The sequence below is a fragment of the Shewanella avicenniae genome (genome assembly GCF_017354945.1).
GTDB classification, from domain to species: Bacteria; Pseudomonadota; Gammaproteobacteria; order Enterobacterales; family Shewanellaceae; genus Shewanella; species Shewanella avicenniae.
In genome coordinates, this window is sequence record NZ_CP071503.1 from 3,918,203 (window position 1) to 3,932,423 (window position 14,221).

At 46.1% G+C, this 14,221-nt stretch carries 21 protein-coding genes; 6 read left to right on the forward strand and 15 right to left on the reverse strand.

Going from position 1 to position 14,221, the window contains the following annotated elements; translation table 11 throughout:
• Positions 1–341: 341 nt before the first annotated feature.
• From ccmI to JYB87_RS17285, 6 genes are all read left to right on the forward strand, one after another.
• Positions 342–1,622, forward strand: coding sequence for a c-type cytochrome biogenesis protein CcmI (ccmI, locus tag JYB87_RS17260; protein ID WP_207354672.1), 1,281 nt, complete (start codon positions 342–344; stop codon positions 1,620–1,622).
• Between the two features lie 480 nt (positions 1,623–2,102).
• Entirely contained in the window at positions 2,103–2,525 is a 423-nt protein-coding gene (locus JYB87_RS17265) for a curlin (RefSeq protein WP_207354673.1), read from the forward strand.
• 13 nt (positions 2,526–2,538) lie between these two features.
• Positions 2,539–4,299 carry a hypothetical protein gene (locus tag JYB87_RS17270; RefSeq protein ID WP_207354674.1) on the forward strand — a complete coding sequence of 587 codons (1,761 nt, stop codon included), beginning with the start codon at positions 2,539–2,541 and terminating at the stop codon, positions 4,297–4,299.
• Between the two features lie 46 nt (positions 4,300–4,345).
• Positions 4,346–4,729, forward strand: a complete 384-nt coding sequence (locus JYB87_RS17275) for a curli production assembly/transport protein CsgE (RefSeq protein ID WP_207354675.1) — start codon at positions 4,346–4,348, stop codon at positions 4,727–4,729.
• A gap of 1 nt (position 4,730) precedes the next feature.
• Positions 4,731–5,117, forward strand: coding sequence for a curli assembly protein CsgF (locus tag JYB87_RS17280; RefSeq protein ID WP_228729903.1), 387 nt, complete (start codon positions 4,731–4,733; stop codon positions 5,115–5,117).
• 1 nt (position 5,118) lies between these two features.
• On the forward strand, positions 5,119–5,871 hold the full coding sequence (locus JYB87_RS17285) for a CsgG/HfaB family protein (RefSeq protein ID WP_207354676.1): 753 nt from the start codon (positions 5,119–5,121) through the stop codon (positions 5,869–5,871).
• On the opposite strand, the gene JYB87_RS17290 is transcribed toward JYB87_RS17285, so the two are convergent.
• From JYB87_RS17290 to rpsN, 15 genes are all read right to left on the reverse strand, one after another.
• Positions 5,864–6,523, reverse strand: coding sequence for a helix-turn-helix transcriptional regulator (locus tag JYB87_RS17290; RefSeq protein WP_207354677.1), 660 nt, complete (start codon positions 6,521–6,523; stop codon positions 5,864–5,866). The genes JYB87_RS17285 and JYB87_RS17290 overlap by 8 nt on opposite strands.
• 446 nt (positions 6,524–6,969) lie before the next feature.
• Positions 6,970–7,368, reverse strand: coding sequence for a 50S ribosomal protein L17 (gene rplQ / locus JYB87_RS17295; protein WP_207354678.1), 399 nt, complete (start codon positions 7,366–7,368; stop codon positions 6,970–6,972).
• 40 nt (positions 7,369–7,408) lie between these two features.
• Positions 7,409–8,398: a DNA-directed RNA polymerase subunit alpha gene (locus JYB87_RS17300; RefSeq protein ID WP_037445252.1), complete on the reverse strand. Its 990-nt coding sequence runs from the start codon at positions 8,396–8,398 to the stop codon at positions 7,409–7,411.
• A 24-nt stretch (positions 8,399–8,422) separates the two neighbouring features.
• Positions 8,423–9,043: a 30S ribosomal protein S4 gene (gene rpsD / locus JYB87_RS17305; protein WP_207354679.1), complete on the reverse strand. Its 621-nt coding sequence runs from the start codon at positions 9,041–9,043 to the stop codon at positions 8,423–8,425.
• 34 nt (positions 9,044–9,077) lie between these two features.
• A complete protein-coding gene (rpsK, locus tag JYB87_RS17310; RefSeq protein WP_037445257.1) occupies positions 9,078–9,470 on the reverse strand; it encodes a 30S ribosomal protein S11 in 393 nt (130 codons plus the stop codon).
• A gap of 14 nt (positions 9,471–9,484) precedes the next feature.
• Complete coding sequence (rpsM, locus tag JYB87_RS17315) at positions 9,485–9,841, reverse strand: 30S ribosomal protein S13 (RefSeq protein WP_037445259.1); 357 nt, start codon at positions 9,839–9,841, stop codon at positions 9,485–9,487.
• Positions 9,842–9,957: 116 nt separating this feature from the next.
• Positions 9,958–10,071, reverse strand: a complete 114-nt coding sequence (gene rpmJ, locus JYB87_RS17320) for a 50S ribosomal protein L36 (RefSeq protein WP_081933521.1) — start codon at positions 10,069–10,071, stop codon at positions 9,958–9,960.
• 24 nt (positions 10,072–10,095) lie between these two features.
• Positions 10,096–11,436: a preprotein translocase subunit SecY gene (secY, locus tag JYB87_RS17325; RefSeq protein ID WP_207354680.1), complete on the reverse strand. Its 1,341-nt coding sequence runs from the start codon at positions 11,434–11,436 to the stop codon at positions 10,096–10,098.
• 7 nt (positions 11,437–11,443) lie between these two features.
• Positions 11,444–11,878, reverse strand: coding sequence for a 50S ribosomal protein L15 (gene rplO, locus JYB87_RS17330; protein ID WP_207354681.1), 435 nt, complete (start codon positions 11,876–11,878; stop codon positions 11,444–11,446).
• Between the two features lie 3 nt (positions 11,879–11,881).
• Positions 11,882–12,064, reverse strand: coding sequence for a 50S ribosomal protein L30 (gene rpmD, locus JYB87_RS17335; RefSeq protein ID WP_007644440.1), 183 nt, complete (start codon positions 12,062–12,064; stop codon positions 11,882–11,884).
• Between the two features lie 6 nt (positions 12,065–12,070).
• Positions 12,071–12,574: a 30S ribosomal protein S5 gene (rpsE, locus tag JYB87_RS17340; protein ID WP_207354682.1), complete on the reverse strand. Its 504-nt coding sequence runs from the start codon at positions 12,572–12,574 to the stop codon at positions 12,071–12,073.
• Positions 12,575–12,586: 12 nt separating this feature from the next.
• Positions 12,587–12,937 carry a 50S ribosomal protein L18 gene (gene rplR, locus JYB87_RS17345; protein WP_207354683.1) on the reverse strand — a complete coding sequence of 117 codons (351 nt, stop codon included), beginning with the start codon at positions 12,935–12,937 and terminating at the stop codon, positions 12,587–12,589.
• Between the two features lie 11 nt (positions 12,938–12,948).
• A complete protein-coding gene (rplF, locus tag JYB87_RS17350; RefSeq protein ID WP_207354684.1) occupies positions 12,949–13,482 on the reverse strand; it encodes a 50S ribosomal protein L6 in 534 nt (177 codons plus the stop codon).
• Between the two features lie 10 nt (positions 13,483–13,492).
• Positions 13,493–13,888, reverse strand: a complete 396-nt coding sequence (gene rpsH, locus JYB87_RS17355; protein WP_207354685.1) for a 30S ribosomal protein S8 — start codon at positions 13,886–13,888, stop codon at positions 13,493–13,495.
• A gap of 24 nt (positions 13,889–13,912) precedes the next feature.
• A complete protein-coding gene (gene rpsN / locus JYB87_RS17360) occupies positions 13,913–14,218 on the reverse strand; it encodes a 30S ribosomal protein S14 (RefSeq protein WP_207354686.1) in 306 nt (101 codons plus the stop codon).
• Positions 14,219–14,221: the final 3 nt, after the last annotated feature.

Consider the following 14,221-nt stretch of genomic DNA (forward strand, 5'->3'; position numbering starts at 1 on the left):
ATTAACTAGCTTAACTTAATTGAGCTTCGGCTCATTTTAGTATTTGCTATTGTTCGTGTCTGCCACTTTCAATCAAATATGGGTTTCGGCTCTCATTCTCCGCACAGCACAACGCAACTTACAAGACAGGCAGAACTCTTGGCTGTGACCGGACATTGTCACAGAAGTTTCATCCATTTATTAAGTAAAATAAGAACTGTGAAGCAGTCCCCAAACATGACGATTGGATTTATCGCACTGGGTTATATTACTGTTCAATGAATCATCTTTACGTAATAATTCTGAGCCATTAGCAGCGACATCCAATCGTCCCCGTATCACCAACCTAGTGAATGTGAATAATGACTACCTTCTGGATTTTCATCGTGATTGTAGTGCTAGTGAGTCTAGCGCTGATTTGGATCCCACATTTTCGGCAGCAAAAATTGCTTGAAGCCGGTGAGACTGGTGTGCGTCAGCAAACCAACCTCGAACTGTTCAACGAACGTTTAGCGGCGTTAGAAAAAGAGCTAAACGACAACATTCTGGATCAACAAGAGTTCGATTCACTTAAGAAAGAACTCGAAGTGAGCTTGCTACAAGATATTAAGCAAGGTCAGGATGAATCGTTGAATGTACAGGGTAAACGTAAAAGTGCGCTGTGGCCGAGCTTAATGTCGGTTATCGTCATTATTGTGGCAGGCTTCATGTACCAGCGTTTAGGCGCCTATCAAGAGATGGAAAATACTGCCGCAGCAACGCCAGCCAACCCTCATGCGGGGATGTCACCAGAGCAGCTGATGCAGATGCGAGTAGAAATGCTTGAAAAGCAGATCATGGCAGAACCTGAAAACAGCCAAGCTTGGTTTAATCTCGGCCATGCTTACATGCAAGCCGGCGATTTTGATAAGTCGATATCTGCATTTGATAAAGTGATCAGCTTAGTGGGCGAACATGCCGAGTTGCTGGGTCCAAAAGCGACTGCACTTTATTACAAAGCCGGCCAGAAGATGATCCCTATCGTGCAGCAACTGATCGACCGCTCACTGGCATTAGATCCACATGATCCTTCAACACTGCTTTTAGTCGGTATGGACGCTTTCTACACCGCTGACTATCAGAAAGCGATCGATGCATGGCAAAAGATTCTTGAAAGTGACCGCAGCGACATCGACCGTCAAGCGATCATCAGCGCGGTTGATGCAGCAAAAATGCGTCTGCAAGCTAACGACGGTGCCATGCCAAATGATGCAGCACATGCTGGTGTAAAAAAGGCCGATGACAGTGCAGCCGCAACAACAGCGAAAACCGTAACCATCGAACTATCCGTGTCGCCCGAACTGGCAAGTAAAGTCAGCAGTACCGACATGATCTTCGTATTTGCTCGCCCAACCGAAGGTCCGAGTGTGCCAGTGGCTGCTACTAAGGTCAGCGCAAAAGCCTTACCTGTGACCGTTGTGCTCGATGACACCACTAACATGGGTGGCAGTGTAAAACTGAGCGAAAGTAAGAATGTTGAGATTATCGCGGTACTTTCTAAGCACGGCAATCTGAAACCAGAAGCCGGCGATTTACGCGGTAAGTTAGCAAGTATTAATGTTGGCGGTACTGGGGCTTTGGTACTGGATACTGAAGTTCAATAATCACTAGTTCTCAGTTATTGATAGTTCGACGGGCAGTTAACCTCAGGGTAAGCTGCCCTTTTTGTTGCTAGAAATTCTGCTGTGTTAGCACTGCAGATGCCATTGCAATTGCGGCGTAACGCCATGTCTGATTAACTACTTCGTTTATCAATTATTCATCCGCCACAGTTTGATTACAACGCTCTAAACACGACTTGTTTTTCTGCCATTGCCAAGAACATCTAAATTAAATGCGGAATATCGGATAAAAAATTCCATCAAAGCAGCGTAAAAATCATTCATCAACTATCACCCAAAAGGGTGACGATTGTTACATTATTAAACATTAATATTACAAATCAACCACCTGATTTACTTAGTTTTACCTCTTACTGCTCACTCCTTTCATCGTCCTAAATATCGCCCTTTTATCCGATTGTTCAAATTATCAACGTGATTAAGCTGAGACCTTCTTCACGTTAACAGCGCAGGAAACTTCGAATGAAGGCAAATCTGATCGTCAACATCATTGCGGCTTTGCTTTTTTCTACCTCAGCATACTCGGCCGATTTATGTGAAAAGAGTGAGCTTTGCAATCCCATCCTTGCCGCTTTAATGGAACGTCAGCAGTTAGCGAATGGCTTACTTTCCGCTACAGGTAGCAACGTCGTGGCCTTATCCCAATTTGGTTATTTCAATCAGGGGGTAGTGCAGCAGTTGGGTGAAGATAACACAGTTCATCTCACGCAAAACGGAGAGAGTAACCACGCAGATGTTTTGCAGGTAGGGAGTGAACACCACGCTGATATTACGCAGCTTGGCAACCGTAATCAGTTAACGCTAAGTCAATGGGGTCAAGCCAATGGCATCACCATTGAACAGTTAAGTCATGGAACGGCATTGGCCGTTTTCCAATACCGATAGGGAGAATCACCTAATGTCTGTAATGAAATATCAAAAACATGTGCTTGGCCTAACAATTGGGCTAGTGCTAAGTGGTGCTACTTATGCGGCAGATAACACTGCCTCAATAACTCAAACTGTGGATGCAACCGCGCAAAATGCACTGGTCGTTCAAACAGGAAATAGCAATGATGCAACAGTATCACAAGCGGGCGACGGTACAGCATTAAGCAATGAAACCGCTATCTACGTTACTGGCGACAATAACACTACCGACACCAGCCAAACTGGCTCAAATCAGCAAGCATTTACTACTGTTGAAGGTAATGACAACACTATTGGTGTTACTCAAGCGGGTCCTAACAACCAGTCATTCATCAATGCGCAAGGCAATGCGAACTCAATAGCAGTGAACCAACACCAGTTGTCACCTTCATCTGCCGTTGAGTTATCAGCGATCGCTGTCGACGGTGACAACAACAATGTCTCCGTTGCACAAGAGAACCGCCCTGACTGGACTAATTCCCAAGGGGTCACCACGCACTATTCAGCCTCTAACCAAGCTTTTGTTGATATCTCAGGCAAGAATAATACCGTTGATGCCTTCCAACAAGGAGCCGCAGCAAATACCACCGCAGTTGCCATTACAGGGAAAGACAACTCCGTCGTCAGTGACCAACGCGCAGGTCGCAACGGTGCATTCGCTGATATCGGTGGTAATGGAAATGAATTGGCGCTGAAACAGAATGGTTGGGATCTCACCACGGCTAATACGATCACCGCAGACGACAATACTGTATCCGTTACGCAGCGAGGGCATAACCAAGAGGCATATACCAATCTCTCCGGAAATGATAACAACCTGTCTGTTAACCAAGTTGATTCAGCTAAGCCGTGGGCTTACGGTGATAATTTCAGCATGATGGAAGTTAGTGGAGAAAAGAATGCGCTCACCACAACACAACATCAAGATGGCAACACTGCCATTATGAATATCCATAGTGACGGCGATAAAAACACCATCACGGTCACCCAAGAAAATAACAACCTAGCCTACTTTGACGTTTCAGATAAGCAGAACGTTATAGAGGTGACGCAGAACGATGAAAACTCCGCGGTACTTAATGTAAGCGGTGAACAAAACGAGCTGACAGTCGATCAAGTAAACAGTAACTCGACCTACTTCGACGTTAGCGGTGATAAGAACGTGGTCGATCTGCAGCAAAATAACACTAACGCTGCGGAATTCTTTATCTCTGGTCGCGCCAATGACCTTATCGATGTTGACCAAGTTGAAGGCGAAAGCCACTCATCGATGACAATCAGCGGTGACCAAAACCAAATCGCTCTATACCAAACCTCTAATGATGAGTCCGTCATGGATGTTGCCGGAAATAAGAACAGCTTGAATGTAACTCAAGGTGACGGCGCTCAAACTGCGCTTTTACAAGTAGGAGGAAGCCGTAATGAACTTTCTCTTACGCAACAAGATGGAAGTAACTTAACGTGGGCTGATGTTGGCGGTGATCAGAATGACATTTCTGTGGCACAAACTGGCGATATCAACTTAGTTGCCATGTTACTCAGTGCCGATGCAGATAAAAATACTATCAGCATGACGCAAACTGGCAATGGTAACAGCGCTGGGTTATGGAGCGAAGGCACCAATGGCACAGTTACCTTTAGCCAAAACGGTACAAGTAACGTTGCCGGTGGCTACCAAGCAAGTACGGGTAATACAATGACTATCACTCAAGATGGTTCCGCAAACGTAGCCTTAGTTTACCAAAACTAAACATAAGCAAGCGGAGGCGCAGTAGGAAACTACTGCGCCCTTTTCAATGAAAAAATGTCTATTTTTGGTACTGCTGAGTTTAATGTTTAATTTTGGCGCTCAAAGTAAAGAGATCGAATTATCCGGCTTAGTCTTAGACCGGACTATCACTCGCTTTGGCAAGGACTTTACATTCTACTTTTCCAGCTATTGGAGAGAAGTACCGCAAACGGATGGGGTATCAGTCGTCATCTATGAACGCGTATACCCGCAAGCAGGTACTTACCTTTGGCTTGAACTGAACCAGAAAAAAATCTACGAAACCTATTTCGGTCGACGCTATAACGACGTTAAGAAAAAAGCTGAACAAGCCACGATAATCTCAGTTAACGCACTGGCAGCACTCAAAGCTCAAAGTATCACGGAAGCTACGCGTAACAAGGATAATTAATATGAAATATATGCCTTTCCTCATGATGTTTTTCAGTAGTTTCTTATCGGCAACAGAGTTGGTTTATACACCAACCAATCCAACGTTTGGTGGAAACCCTCTCAACGGTGCGTTTTTGCTTAATAAAGCACAATCACAAAATGACTTTAGTGAAAGTAGCACCGAACTGAGCTTTGAAGACCAATTTAAAGCAGCGCTCGATAGAAACATTATCAGTAACCTTGCCTCAAGAATTGCAAGTGGCGATTTAACAGAAGGAAGCTACAACACTGGAGAGTACCAAATCGATGTCACAGGTACCGGTGCGACTGGGGTGGTTGTAACAATTACCAATATAGCTACCGGTGAAATCACCGTAATTACCATGCCATCGCTTGGAGGCAATTAAGATGCGTATAACGCTATTGTTCCTAATGAGCATTATCCTCAGTGGCTGCGCAGCCTTTGATAATCCTCAGCTAAATCTAACCCAAGCAGAGATAGATCCGCCGTCTATTGTAATGCAACAGCTCAAGTCAGCGCCGAAGCCCAAAATTGCGATCCCTGTGTCCGTCTACGCATTTCGAGATCAAACAGGGCAATATAAACCGCAAGATAACGTGAGTTCATTTTCCACCGCAGTCACTCAAGGTGGCACCTCTATGTTGATGCAGCTGCTGCTAGATTCTGGCTGGTTTGCACCGCTTGAGCGTGAAGGACTCCAGAATCTGCTGACAGAACGAAAAATTATATCAGCAGACCGAAATCAGAAAGAGCTACCCAGCCTACAAGAAGCAAGAGTGATTTTTGAAGGTGGAATAATCAGTTACGAAACCAATATTAATACTGGTGGTATCGGTTTGGGCTACTACGGAATATCTGCGTCGGAGCTTTATAGAGAAGACCAGGTATCTGTGTATCTACGCGCCATAGATGTTTATACAGGGCGAGTCTTATTATCAGTCTCTGCATCCAAAAAAGTGCTGTCGCAGCAAGCAAGTGCGAATCTATTTCGCTATGTGAGCCTAAGTAGACTCGCAGAGGCAGAAGCTGGCTACACAACAAACGAACCTGTCCAACTATGCGTTAAACAAGCGATTGAAGCAGCGCTCGTCGGTATTGTTCATCAAGGGATTGAAAAAGGCTTTTGGAAAGCTAACTAACAGCTTTATGAGGTGGCTCCCCATTTTGGGCCCACCTCAATAACTCCACCCTGTTTCTAGCGCCGGTTTTACGAAAAATTGCCGACATATGCGTTTTGACAGTGTTATTACTGATATTAAGTTGTTCTGCAATTTCGCGATTTCTTGCCCCGACACTAACTAGATCAATAATTCTTAGCTCTTGACGTGTCAAACACCCATTTACAAAAGCTTCGCAAGAATCAACAACTATCTCTTTCTGAGATAACAGCATATTTTCAACTAATTTAGAAAGTAGCGCACGGTCAAAATACAATTGGCGCTTCATCAATAAATTGATAGCTCGCACCATTTGGTCTAAAGGACGATCAGCATAAATCAAACCTCTTATACCAAATCGAATAGCAAATTCACTATCAACAAGCTGCTCATCAACTTGATAAAGAAATACCGAGGCGTGCTGCATTATATGAATCAAACAAGCGGGAACCGTATATTTGTCTAACCGCATATTTTGAAAAGGTATGGCCACCAAGCAATGTTCATCGATGTTGTCAGGAAGAGACTCGCCGCGACAGATTTCAGTGCTCAAGCCTAATGACTGAGAAAGCACGGGCAACTCTCCAACTGAGTTACGCCCCCCCGCGACAATGAGTCTGCTGAAATCAACCATCATACGTCCCTTAATTTCTCGAATTATTATTAGCGAGCAAGACAGCCAATATCTTTATATATACCAACTGTCACAATGCGAACATAAGAAATAAACCGATATCACTAAAAATCAGCATATCATTAAAAACATATTAACAGTATTAAAATGATCAATAAAATATCGAATACCATTTCCAATAAATATTCAATTCAATAAAATTTAAAATCATGCAATAACTAGAATAGAAATAAATTTTACTTTTAAAACAGCGGATTATTTATTTGACCAGAATTTATAACTGAAGATCCTGAAATATAAATGCAGTTAATTCTGTTAAGGGAAAATATGATTAAATTGGTCATTCCATTATGAATCACTAATATCATTAAAAGCACAGCATATAAAATTTTCAAACATAAAAAAACCGGGCATAAAGCCCGGCTTTTTTCTATCTCCGAAGGAGATTATTCTGCAGCAGCTTCTGCTTCAACAGCTTCAGCAGCTTCTGGGCGACCAACCAGCTCAATGTATGCCATTGGAGCTTTGTCACCAGCACGCAGACCGCACTTCAGGATGCGGGTGTAACCACCTGCACGCTCCTGATAGCGTGGACCCAATTCGTTAAACAGTTTACCTACAACTTCTTGGTCGCGGGTACGAGCAAATGCCAAACGGCGGTTTGCAACGCTGTCACTCTTAGCGAGTGTAATCAGGGGCTCAACTACGCGACGCAGTTCTTTAGCCTTCACAACGGTTGTCATGATGATTTCGTGACGAACCAGTGAACTTGCCATGTTACGGAACATAGCTTGGCGATGACTGCTGTTGCGGTTAAGTTGACGACCACTCTTACGATGGCGCATGACTTAATCCTTATAACCTGTATCTGTACAAACCTGGGACTTACAGGTCGTCTGCTAAACTAGCTGGAGGCCAGTTTTCCAGACGCATACCTAACGACAGTCCGCGAGATGCCAGCACGTCTTTGATCTCAGTAAGAGATTTCTTACCAAGGTTAGGCGTTTTGAGCAGCTCAACTTCAGTGCGTTGTACCAGATCACCGATGTAATGAATCGCTTCGGCCTTCAAACAGTTGGCCGAACGTACAGTTAGCTCTAAATCGTCGACAGGACGCAGCAGTATCGGATCGAACTCTGGCTTCTCTTCTTTCTTCTCTGGCTCAGTCACATCGCGCAGTTCAACGAAGGCATCCAACTGCTCAGCTAAAATAGTAGCTGAACGGCGAATAGCTTCCTCTGGGTCGATGGTACCGTTGGTAGTCATATCGATAACCAACTTGTCCAAATCAGTACGTTGCTCTACGCGCGCAGCTTCTACATTGTAGGCGATACGCACAACAGGCGAGAATGAAGCATCAACTAGCAGACGGCCAATTGGGCGATCGTCTTCTTCAGTTTGAGCACGAGCTGAAGCCGGTACATAACCGCGACCACGTTCAACACGAATACGCATGCTGATGTCGTGGTTGCCTGTCAAATGACAGATTACGTGTTCCGGATTCGCGATGGTAACATCACCATCGTGGGTAATATCTGCTGCGGTGACAGGGCCTGCGCCGGACTTGCTCAAAGTGAGCATAGCCTCATCTTTACCCTCGAGAATTACTGCCAACCCTTTCAGGTTTAACAAAATCTCAAGAATATCTTCTTGTACGCCTTCCTTACTGCTGTATTCGTGCAGTACACCGTCGATCTCGACTTCGGTAACCGCGCAGCCGGGCATAGACGACAATAGGATGCGACGCAACGCGTTACCTAAAGTGTGACCAAAACCACGCTCCAGCGGCTCCAGTACTACCTTGGCACGAGTTGGGTTAACCTGCTCGATATCCACGAGACGCGGTTTAAGAAATTCTGTAACAGAACCCTGCATTGTGTCCTCTCTTGTTAGTTAGCTTTACTTAGAGTAAAGCTCGACGATCAGCTGTTCGTTAATTTCCGCAGACAAATCGCTACGTTCTGGCAGGCGCTTGAATTGGCCTTCCATCTTAGCGGCGTCAACTTCAACCCAAGTAGGCTTTTCGCGCTGACCAGCCACTTCCAGTGCAGCTTTAATACGAGCTTGCTTCTGTGACTTTTCACGAACGCTTACAACATCATTCGCAGAAATTGCAAATGAAGGGATATTAACAACACGACCGTTCACCATAATTGATTTATGGCTAACCAGCTGACGTGCTTCGGCACGAGTTGCACCAAAACCCATACGATAAACTACGTTATCCAGACGAGTTTCCAAAAGTTGCAACAGGTTTTCACCAGTGTTGCCTTTCAGACGTGCAGCCTCTTTGTAGTAGTTACGGAATTGCTTTTCCAACACACCGTAAATACGACGAACTTTTTGTTTCTCACGCAGCTGCAAACCATAATCAGACAGACGTGGCTTACGAGCGCCATGCTGTCCAGGTGCTGTTTCCAGCTTACACTTCGAATCGATTGCTCTCACACCGCTTTTCAGGAAAAGGTCTGTACCTTCCCGACGGCTGAGCTTGAGCTTGGGACCCAAGTATCTTGCCATGATCTTTCTCCAACTATCCTATGAAATCGCCAGACTATACGCGGCGTTTTTTAGGAGGACGACAACCGTTATGAGGGATAGGCGTCACATCGGTAATGTTGGTAATTTTGTAACCAACAGCGTTCAGCGCACGAATGGCTGATTCACGACCTGGACCTGGACCCTTCACGAAAACTTCAAGGTTTTTAACACCATAATCCTGAGCAGCAACACCTGCACGCTCAGCAGCTACCTGGGCTGCGAATGGAGTAGATTTACGTGAACCACGGAAACCTGAACCACCGGCAGTTGCCCAAGACAAGGCGTTACCTTGACGATCAGTGATAGTAACGATTGTATTGTTGAAAGAAGCATGGATATGGGCCATGCCATCCGCAACCTGTTTACGTACGCGCTTACGCGGAGAACGTGACGGAACTTTAGCCATTGTCTACCTTCCCGTTACTTCTTGATTGGTTTACGTGGACCTTTGCGAGTACGCGCATTGGTCTTAGTACGTTGCCCACGGAGGGGCAGGCTACGACGATGGCGAAGACCACGATAACAGCCAAGGTCCATAAGACGCTTGATGTTCATAGAAACTTCGCGGCGCAAGTCACCTTCTACGGTGTATTTGGCAACTTCTTCGCGTAGGGTATCGATTTGAGCGTCGCTCAATTCTCTGATCTTTGCGTCTTCAGCAATAGAAGTAGCAGCGCAAATTGCTTTAGCGCGGGTACGACCGATGCCGAAAATAGCAGTCAATGCGATGACTGCGTGCTTCTGATCAGGAATGTTAATGCCAGCGATACGGGCCACTATGCACTCCTTAAGTTAAAGGCCATCTGTGAAAAGCCCGATAGGATACTCAACAGATGACGGGTTTGCAAATAATATTTAAGTGGCCAGTTCAAAATGAACTGGCCAAGTTTTTTTTAGCCTTGACGCTGCTTGTGTTTTGGTTCAACACAAATCACGCGTACAACGCCAGCACGCTTGACGATCTTGCAGTTACGGCAGATCTTCTTCACGGAAGCTCGAACTTTCATTTCATCACTCCGTAAGCTAATTGATTAACGACCGTAGCGATCTAAATTCGCTTTGCCGACCAAGTTAGCTTTCTTCATCACAGACTCATATTGATGTGACATCAAATGGGTCTGAACCTGAGCCATGAAGTCCATGATCACTACCACCATAATCAGAAGTGAAGTACCACCGAAGTAGAACTGCACTTTCCAGGTGATTAACATGAACTCCGGAATTAAGCAGATAAAGGTAATGTACAGTGCGCCTGCCAATGTCAGACGAGTCATCACTTTATCAATGTAACGCGAAGTTTGTTCGCCGGGACGAATCCCTGGAATGAACGCACCACTCTTCTTCAAGTTATCTGCTGTTTCGCGAGGGTTAAATACCAACGCAGTATAGAAGAAGCAGAAGAAGATGATTGCTGCTGCATAAAGCAGTGAATACAGAGGCTGACCTGGTGATACAGCGAGTGAAAAATCACTCAACCAAGACAACGCTGGATTCTGACCGAACCACTGAGCTAATGTGCCAGGGAACAGAATAATACTTGATGCAAAGATAGGTGGGATTACACCCGCCATATTCACTTTCAACGGTAAGTGAGTAGATTGCGCAGCAAATACCTTACGGCCTTGCTGACGTTTGGCGTAGTTGACAACGATACGACGTTGGCCACGCTCTACAAACACGACGAAGTAAGTAACGGCGAATACGATTACACCGATCAACAACAACACTAATACGTTCAAGTCGCCTTGACGCGCTTGCTCAGCTGTCTGCCCAATTGCATTTGGCAAGCCTGCAACAATACCGGCGAAAATCAGAATGGAGATACCGTTACCGATACCACGCTCAGTGATTTGTTCACCAAGCCACATCAGGAACATAGTCCCTGTCACCAAACTGATGACTGCAACGACATAAAAACCGACCCCAGGGTTTACTACTAAACCAGAGATCAAGTTGGGTAAGCCTGTTGCAATACCGACAGATTGTACAGTTGCTAAAAGCAACGTGCCCCAACGGGTATACTGGCTGATTTTTTTACGTCCAGATTCGCCTTCCTTTTTCAGTTCAGCGAGACTTGGATGTACCACAGTCAGCAATTGCATAATGATCGACGCCGAAATGTACGGCATGATCCCCAATGCAAAAATTGAAGCGCGTGAAAGCGCACCACCCGAGAACATGTTAAACATGCCCAGGATGGTACCCTTTTGCTGAGCAAACATCTCAGCTAATACAGCAGCGTCAATACCAGGAATCGGTACAAAGGAACCTGCACGGAACACAATGATCGCACCGATCACGAACAACAAGCGGGATTTCAGTTCTGAAAGTCCGCCTTTCGCGCTTTTTAATTCAAGTCCTGGTTTTGCCATCGACGTATTATTCCTCGATCTTTCCGCCGGCAGCTTCAATAGCTGCACGTGCACCTTTGGTTACCTTCAAACCGCGAACGGTTACTGGGCGCTCAATGGTACCTGAAAGAACGATTTTCGCAAACTGGATGTTGCGAGTAATGAGATTCGCATCTTTCAGTGCGTTCAGGTCGACAACATCACCGTTAACTTTTGCCAGTTCGCTGATGCGAACTTCAGCAGTTACCATCGCAGTACGCGAGGTGAAACCAAACTTAGGCAAACGAATTTTCAGTGGCATTTGGCCGCCTTCGAAGCCTGGGCGTACACCGCCACCGCTACGAGATTTCTGACCTTTGTGACCACGACCTGCGGTTTTACCCAGGCCAGAGCCAATACCACGGCCTACACGCTTGCCAGCTGGTTTAGAACCTGCTGCTGGAGATAAAGTATTCAGACGCATTGATTAGTCCTCCACCTTTACCATGTAGTAGACCTTATTGATCATACCGCGAACAGAAGGAGTATCTTCCAGTTCAACAGTGTGACCAATACGACGCAGACCTAAGCCAGTCAATGTGGCGCGGTGCTTCGGCAAACGACCGATTGCACTTTTAGTCTGTGTAACTTTTACTGTTTTAGTAGCCATGGTGCATTACCCCCGAATTTCGTCAACATTCAGGCCACGCTTAGCTGCGATTTGCGCTGGTGACTTCATATGTACCAGAGCGTCAACAGTTGCACGTACGATGTTGATCGGGTTAGTAGAACCGTATGCTTTCGACAGAACGTTATGAACGCCTGCTACTTCCAATACGGCACGCATTGCGCCACCGGCAATAATACCGGTACCTTCAGATGCTGGCTGCATATACACGCGAGAACCTGAGTGGCGACCCTTAACAGGGTGATGCAAAGTACCTTGGTTCAGCTGAACAGTTACCATGCTGCGACGTGCTTTTTCCATAGCCTTTTGAATAGCTGCTGGAACTTCACGTGCTTTACCGTAGCCGTAGCCAATCTTACCGTTACCGTCACCAACTACTGTCAGAGCGGTAAAGCTGAAGATACGACCACCTTTAACTACTTTAGATACACGGTTAACTGCAATCAGCTTCTCTTGCAGATCATCTTTCTGCTGAGTTTCTACTTTAGCCATTGTATAAACCCCTTAGAACTGCAGACCAGCTTCACGCGCAGCAGCTGCTAATGCAGCCACACGGCCGTGATACTTGAAACCTGAACGATCGAAGGCCACTACGGTGACACCTTTTTCGATCGCGCGCTCAGCAATAGCTTTACCTACTGCTTTAGCCGCATCGACGTTGCCGGTATATTTCAGCGCACCTTTTACCGCACTTTCTACGGTAGAAGCAGCTGCAACAACCTGAGCTTCAGGGTTAATAACCTGAGCGTAAATGTGACGCGGTGTACGATGTACAACCAGACGGTTAACGCCCAGCTCTTGGATCTTCTTGCGGGTGCGAGTAGCACGGCGCAAGCGAGAAGTTTTCTTATCCATATCGCGTTACCTTACTTCTTCTTAGCCTCTTTACGGCGTACATTTTCGTCTTCATAGCGAACACCTTTACCTTTGTAAGGCTCTGGTGGACGATAGCCACGAATATCTGCCGCAACCTGACCTACCAATGCTTTGTCGATACTTTTCAGTACGATGTCAGTTTGGCTTGGGCATTCAGCGGTAACGCCTGCTGGTAACTTGTGTACCAGAGGATGAGAGAAACCGAGGGTCAAATCCAAGTCACTACCAGTGACTTTGGCACGATAACCCACACCTACAAGCTTCAATTTCTTTTCGAAGCCTTGCGAAACACCAACAACCATGTTGTTGATCAGCGCGCGCGCTGTACCAGCTTGAGCCCAAGCGTTAACTTGACCTTCAACTGGAGCGAAAGTGATTGCAGCACCTTCTACAACAACTTTAACAGCGCTGTTGATTTCGCGAGTCAGACTGCCTTTAGCACCTTTAACGGTGATAGTCTGATCTTTTAATGTCACCTCTACGCCAGCAGGAATAGAGACTGGTGCTTTTGCTACACGAGACATTCCTAGCTCCTTACGCTACGTAGCAGATAACCTCACCACCCATGCCTGCAAGGCGGGCGGCACGATCAGTCATCAGGCCTTTAGATGTGGACACAATTGCGACACCCAGTCCGCCCATCACTTTTGGCAATTCGTCTTTACCTTTGTAAATACGAAGACCTGGACGGCTTACGCGCTGGATAGTCTCAACAACAGGTTTGCCTTGGAAATACTTCAAAGTAATTTCCAATTCTGGCTTAGAGCCTTCGTCTGCTACGGCGTAGTCAGTGATGTAACCTTCTTCCTTCAGAACTTTTGCAATTGCAACTTTCAGTTTGGCAGACGGCATCTTCACAGATACTTTGGCAGCAGCTTGGCCGTTACGGATACGTGTCAGCATATCCGCAATAGGATCTTGCATGCTCATATTAGCTTACTCCGTGACTAGGGCTTACCAGCTGGCCTTACGCAGACCAGGAACTTCACCACGCATGGTTGCTTCACGCAGTTTGATACGGCTCAGGCCGAACTTGCGCAGGAAGCCATGTGGGCGACCAGTTTGATTACAACGGTTGCGTTGACGCGCAGCGCTGGAATCACGTGGAAGCGCTTGCAGCTTCAGAACAGCATCCCAACGGTCTTCATCAGAAGTCGCAGGGGCAGCGATCAGAGCTTTCAGAGCTGCACGCTTTTCAGCGTACTGAGCCACGAGTTTTGCACGTTTTGCTTCACGTGCTTTCATTGATTGTTTTGCCATTAC

Excerpts from the sequence above, each read along its gene's own strand:
- ccmI (WP_207354672.1), top strand. The coding sequence starts at position 342 with ATGACTACCTTCTGGATTTTCATCGTGATTGTAGTGCTAGTGAGTCTA.
- JYB87_RS17265 (WP_207354673.1), top strand. The coding sequence starts at position 2,103 with ATGAAGGCAAATCTGATCGTCAACATCATTGCGGCTTTGCTTTTTTCT.
- JYB87_RS17270 (WP_207354674.1), top strand. The coding sequence starts at position 2,539 with ATGTCTGTAATGAAATATCAAAAACATGTGCTTGGCCTAACAATTGGG.
- JYB87_RS17275 (WP_207354675.1), top strand. The coding sequence starts at position 4,346 with ATGAAAAAATGTCTATTTTTGGTACTGCTGAGTTTAATGTTTAATTTT.
- JYB87_RS17280 (WP_228729903.1), top strand. The coding sequence starts at position 4,731 with ATGAAATATATGCCTTTCCTCATGATGTTTTTCAGTAGTTTCTTATCG.
- JYB87_RS17285 (WP_207354676.1), top strand. The coding sequence starts at position 5,119 with ATGCGTATAACGCTATTGTTCCTAATGAGCATTATCCTCAGTGGCTGC.
- JYB87_RS17290 (WP_207354677.1), bottom strand. The coding sequence starts at position 6,523 with ATGGTTGATTTCAGCAGACTCATTGTCGCGGGGGGGCGTAACTCAGTT.
- rplQ (WP_207354678.1), bottom strand. The coding sequence starts at position 7,368 with ATGCGCCATCGTAAGAGTGGTCGTCAACTTAACCGCAACAGCAGTCAT.
- JYB87_RS17300 (WP_037445252.1), bottom strand. The coding sequence starts at position 8,398 with ATGCAGGGTTCTGTTACAGAATTTCTTAAACCGCGTCTCGTGGATATC.
- rpsD (WP_207354679.1), bottom strand. The coding sequence starts at position 9,043 with ATGGCAAGATACTTGGGTCCCAAGCTCAAGCTCAGCCGTCGGGAAGGT.
- rpsK (WP_037445257.1), bottom strand. The coding sequence starts at position 9,470 with ATGGCTAAAGTTCCGTCACGTTCTCCGCGTAAGCGCGTACGTAAACAG.
- rpmJ (WP_081933521.1), bottom strand. The coding sequence starts at position 10,071 with ATGAAAGTTCGAGCTTCCGTGAAGAAGATCTGCCGTAACTGCAAGATC.
- secY (WP_207354680.1), bottom strand. The coding sequence starts at position 11,436 with ATGGCAAAACCAGGACTTGAATTAAAAAGCGCGAAAGGCGGACTTTCA.
- rplO (WP_207354681.1), bottom strand. The coding sequence starts at position 11,878 with ATGCGTCTGAATACTTTATCTCCAGCAGCAGGTTCTAAACCAGCTGGC.
- rpmD (WP_007644440.1), bottom strand. The coding sequence starts at position 12,064 with ATGGCTACTAAAACAGTAAAAGTTACACAGACTAAAAGTGCAATCGGT.
- rpsE (WP_207354682.1), bottom strand. The coding sequence starts at position 12,574 with ATGGCTAAAGTAGAAACTCAGCAGAAAGATGATCTGCAAGAGAAGCTG.
- rplR (WP_207354683.1), bottom strand. The coding sequence starts at position 12,937 with ATGGATAAGAAAACTTCTCGCTTGCGCCGTGCTACTCGCACCCGCAAG.
- rplF (WP_207354684.1), bottom strand. The coding sequence starts at position 13,482 with ATGTCTCGTGTAGCAAAAGCACCAGTCTCTATTCCTGCTGGCGTAGAG.
- rpsH (WP_207354685.1), bottom strand. The coding sequence starts at position 13,888 with ATGAGCATGCAAGATCCTATTGCGGATATGCTGACACGTATCCGTAAC.
- rpsN (WP_207354686.1), bottom strand. The coding sequence starts at position 14,218 with ATGGCAAAACAATCAATGAAAGCACGTGAAGCAAAACGTGCAAAACTC.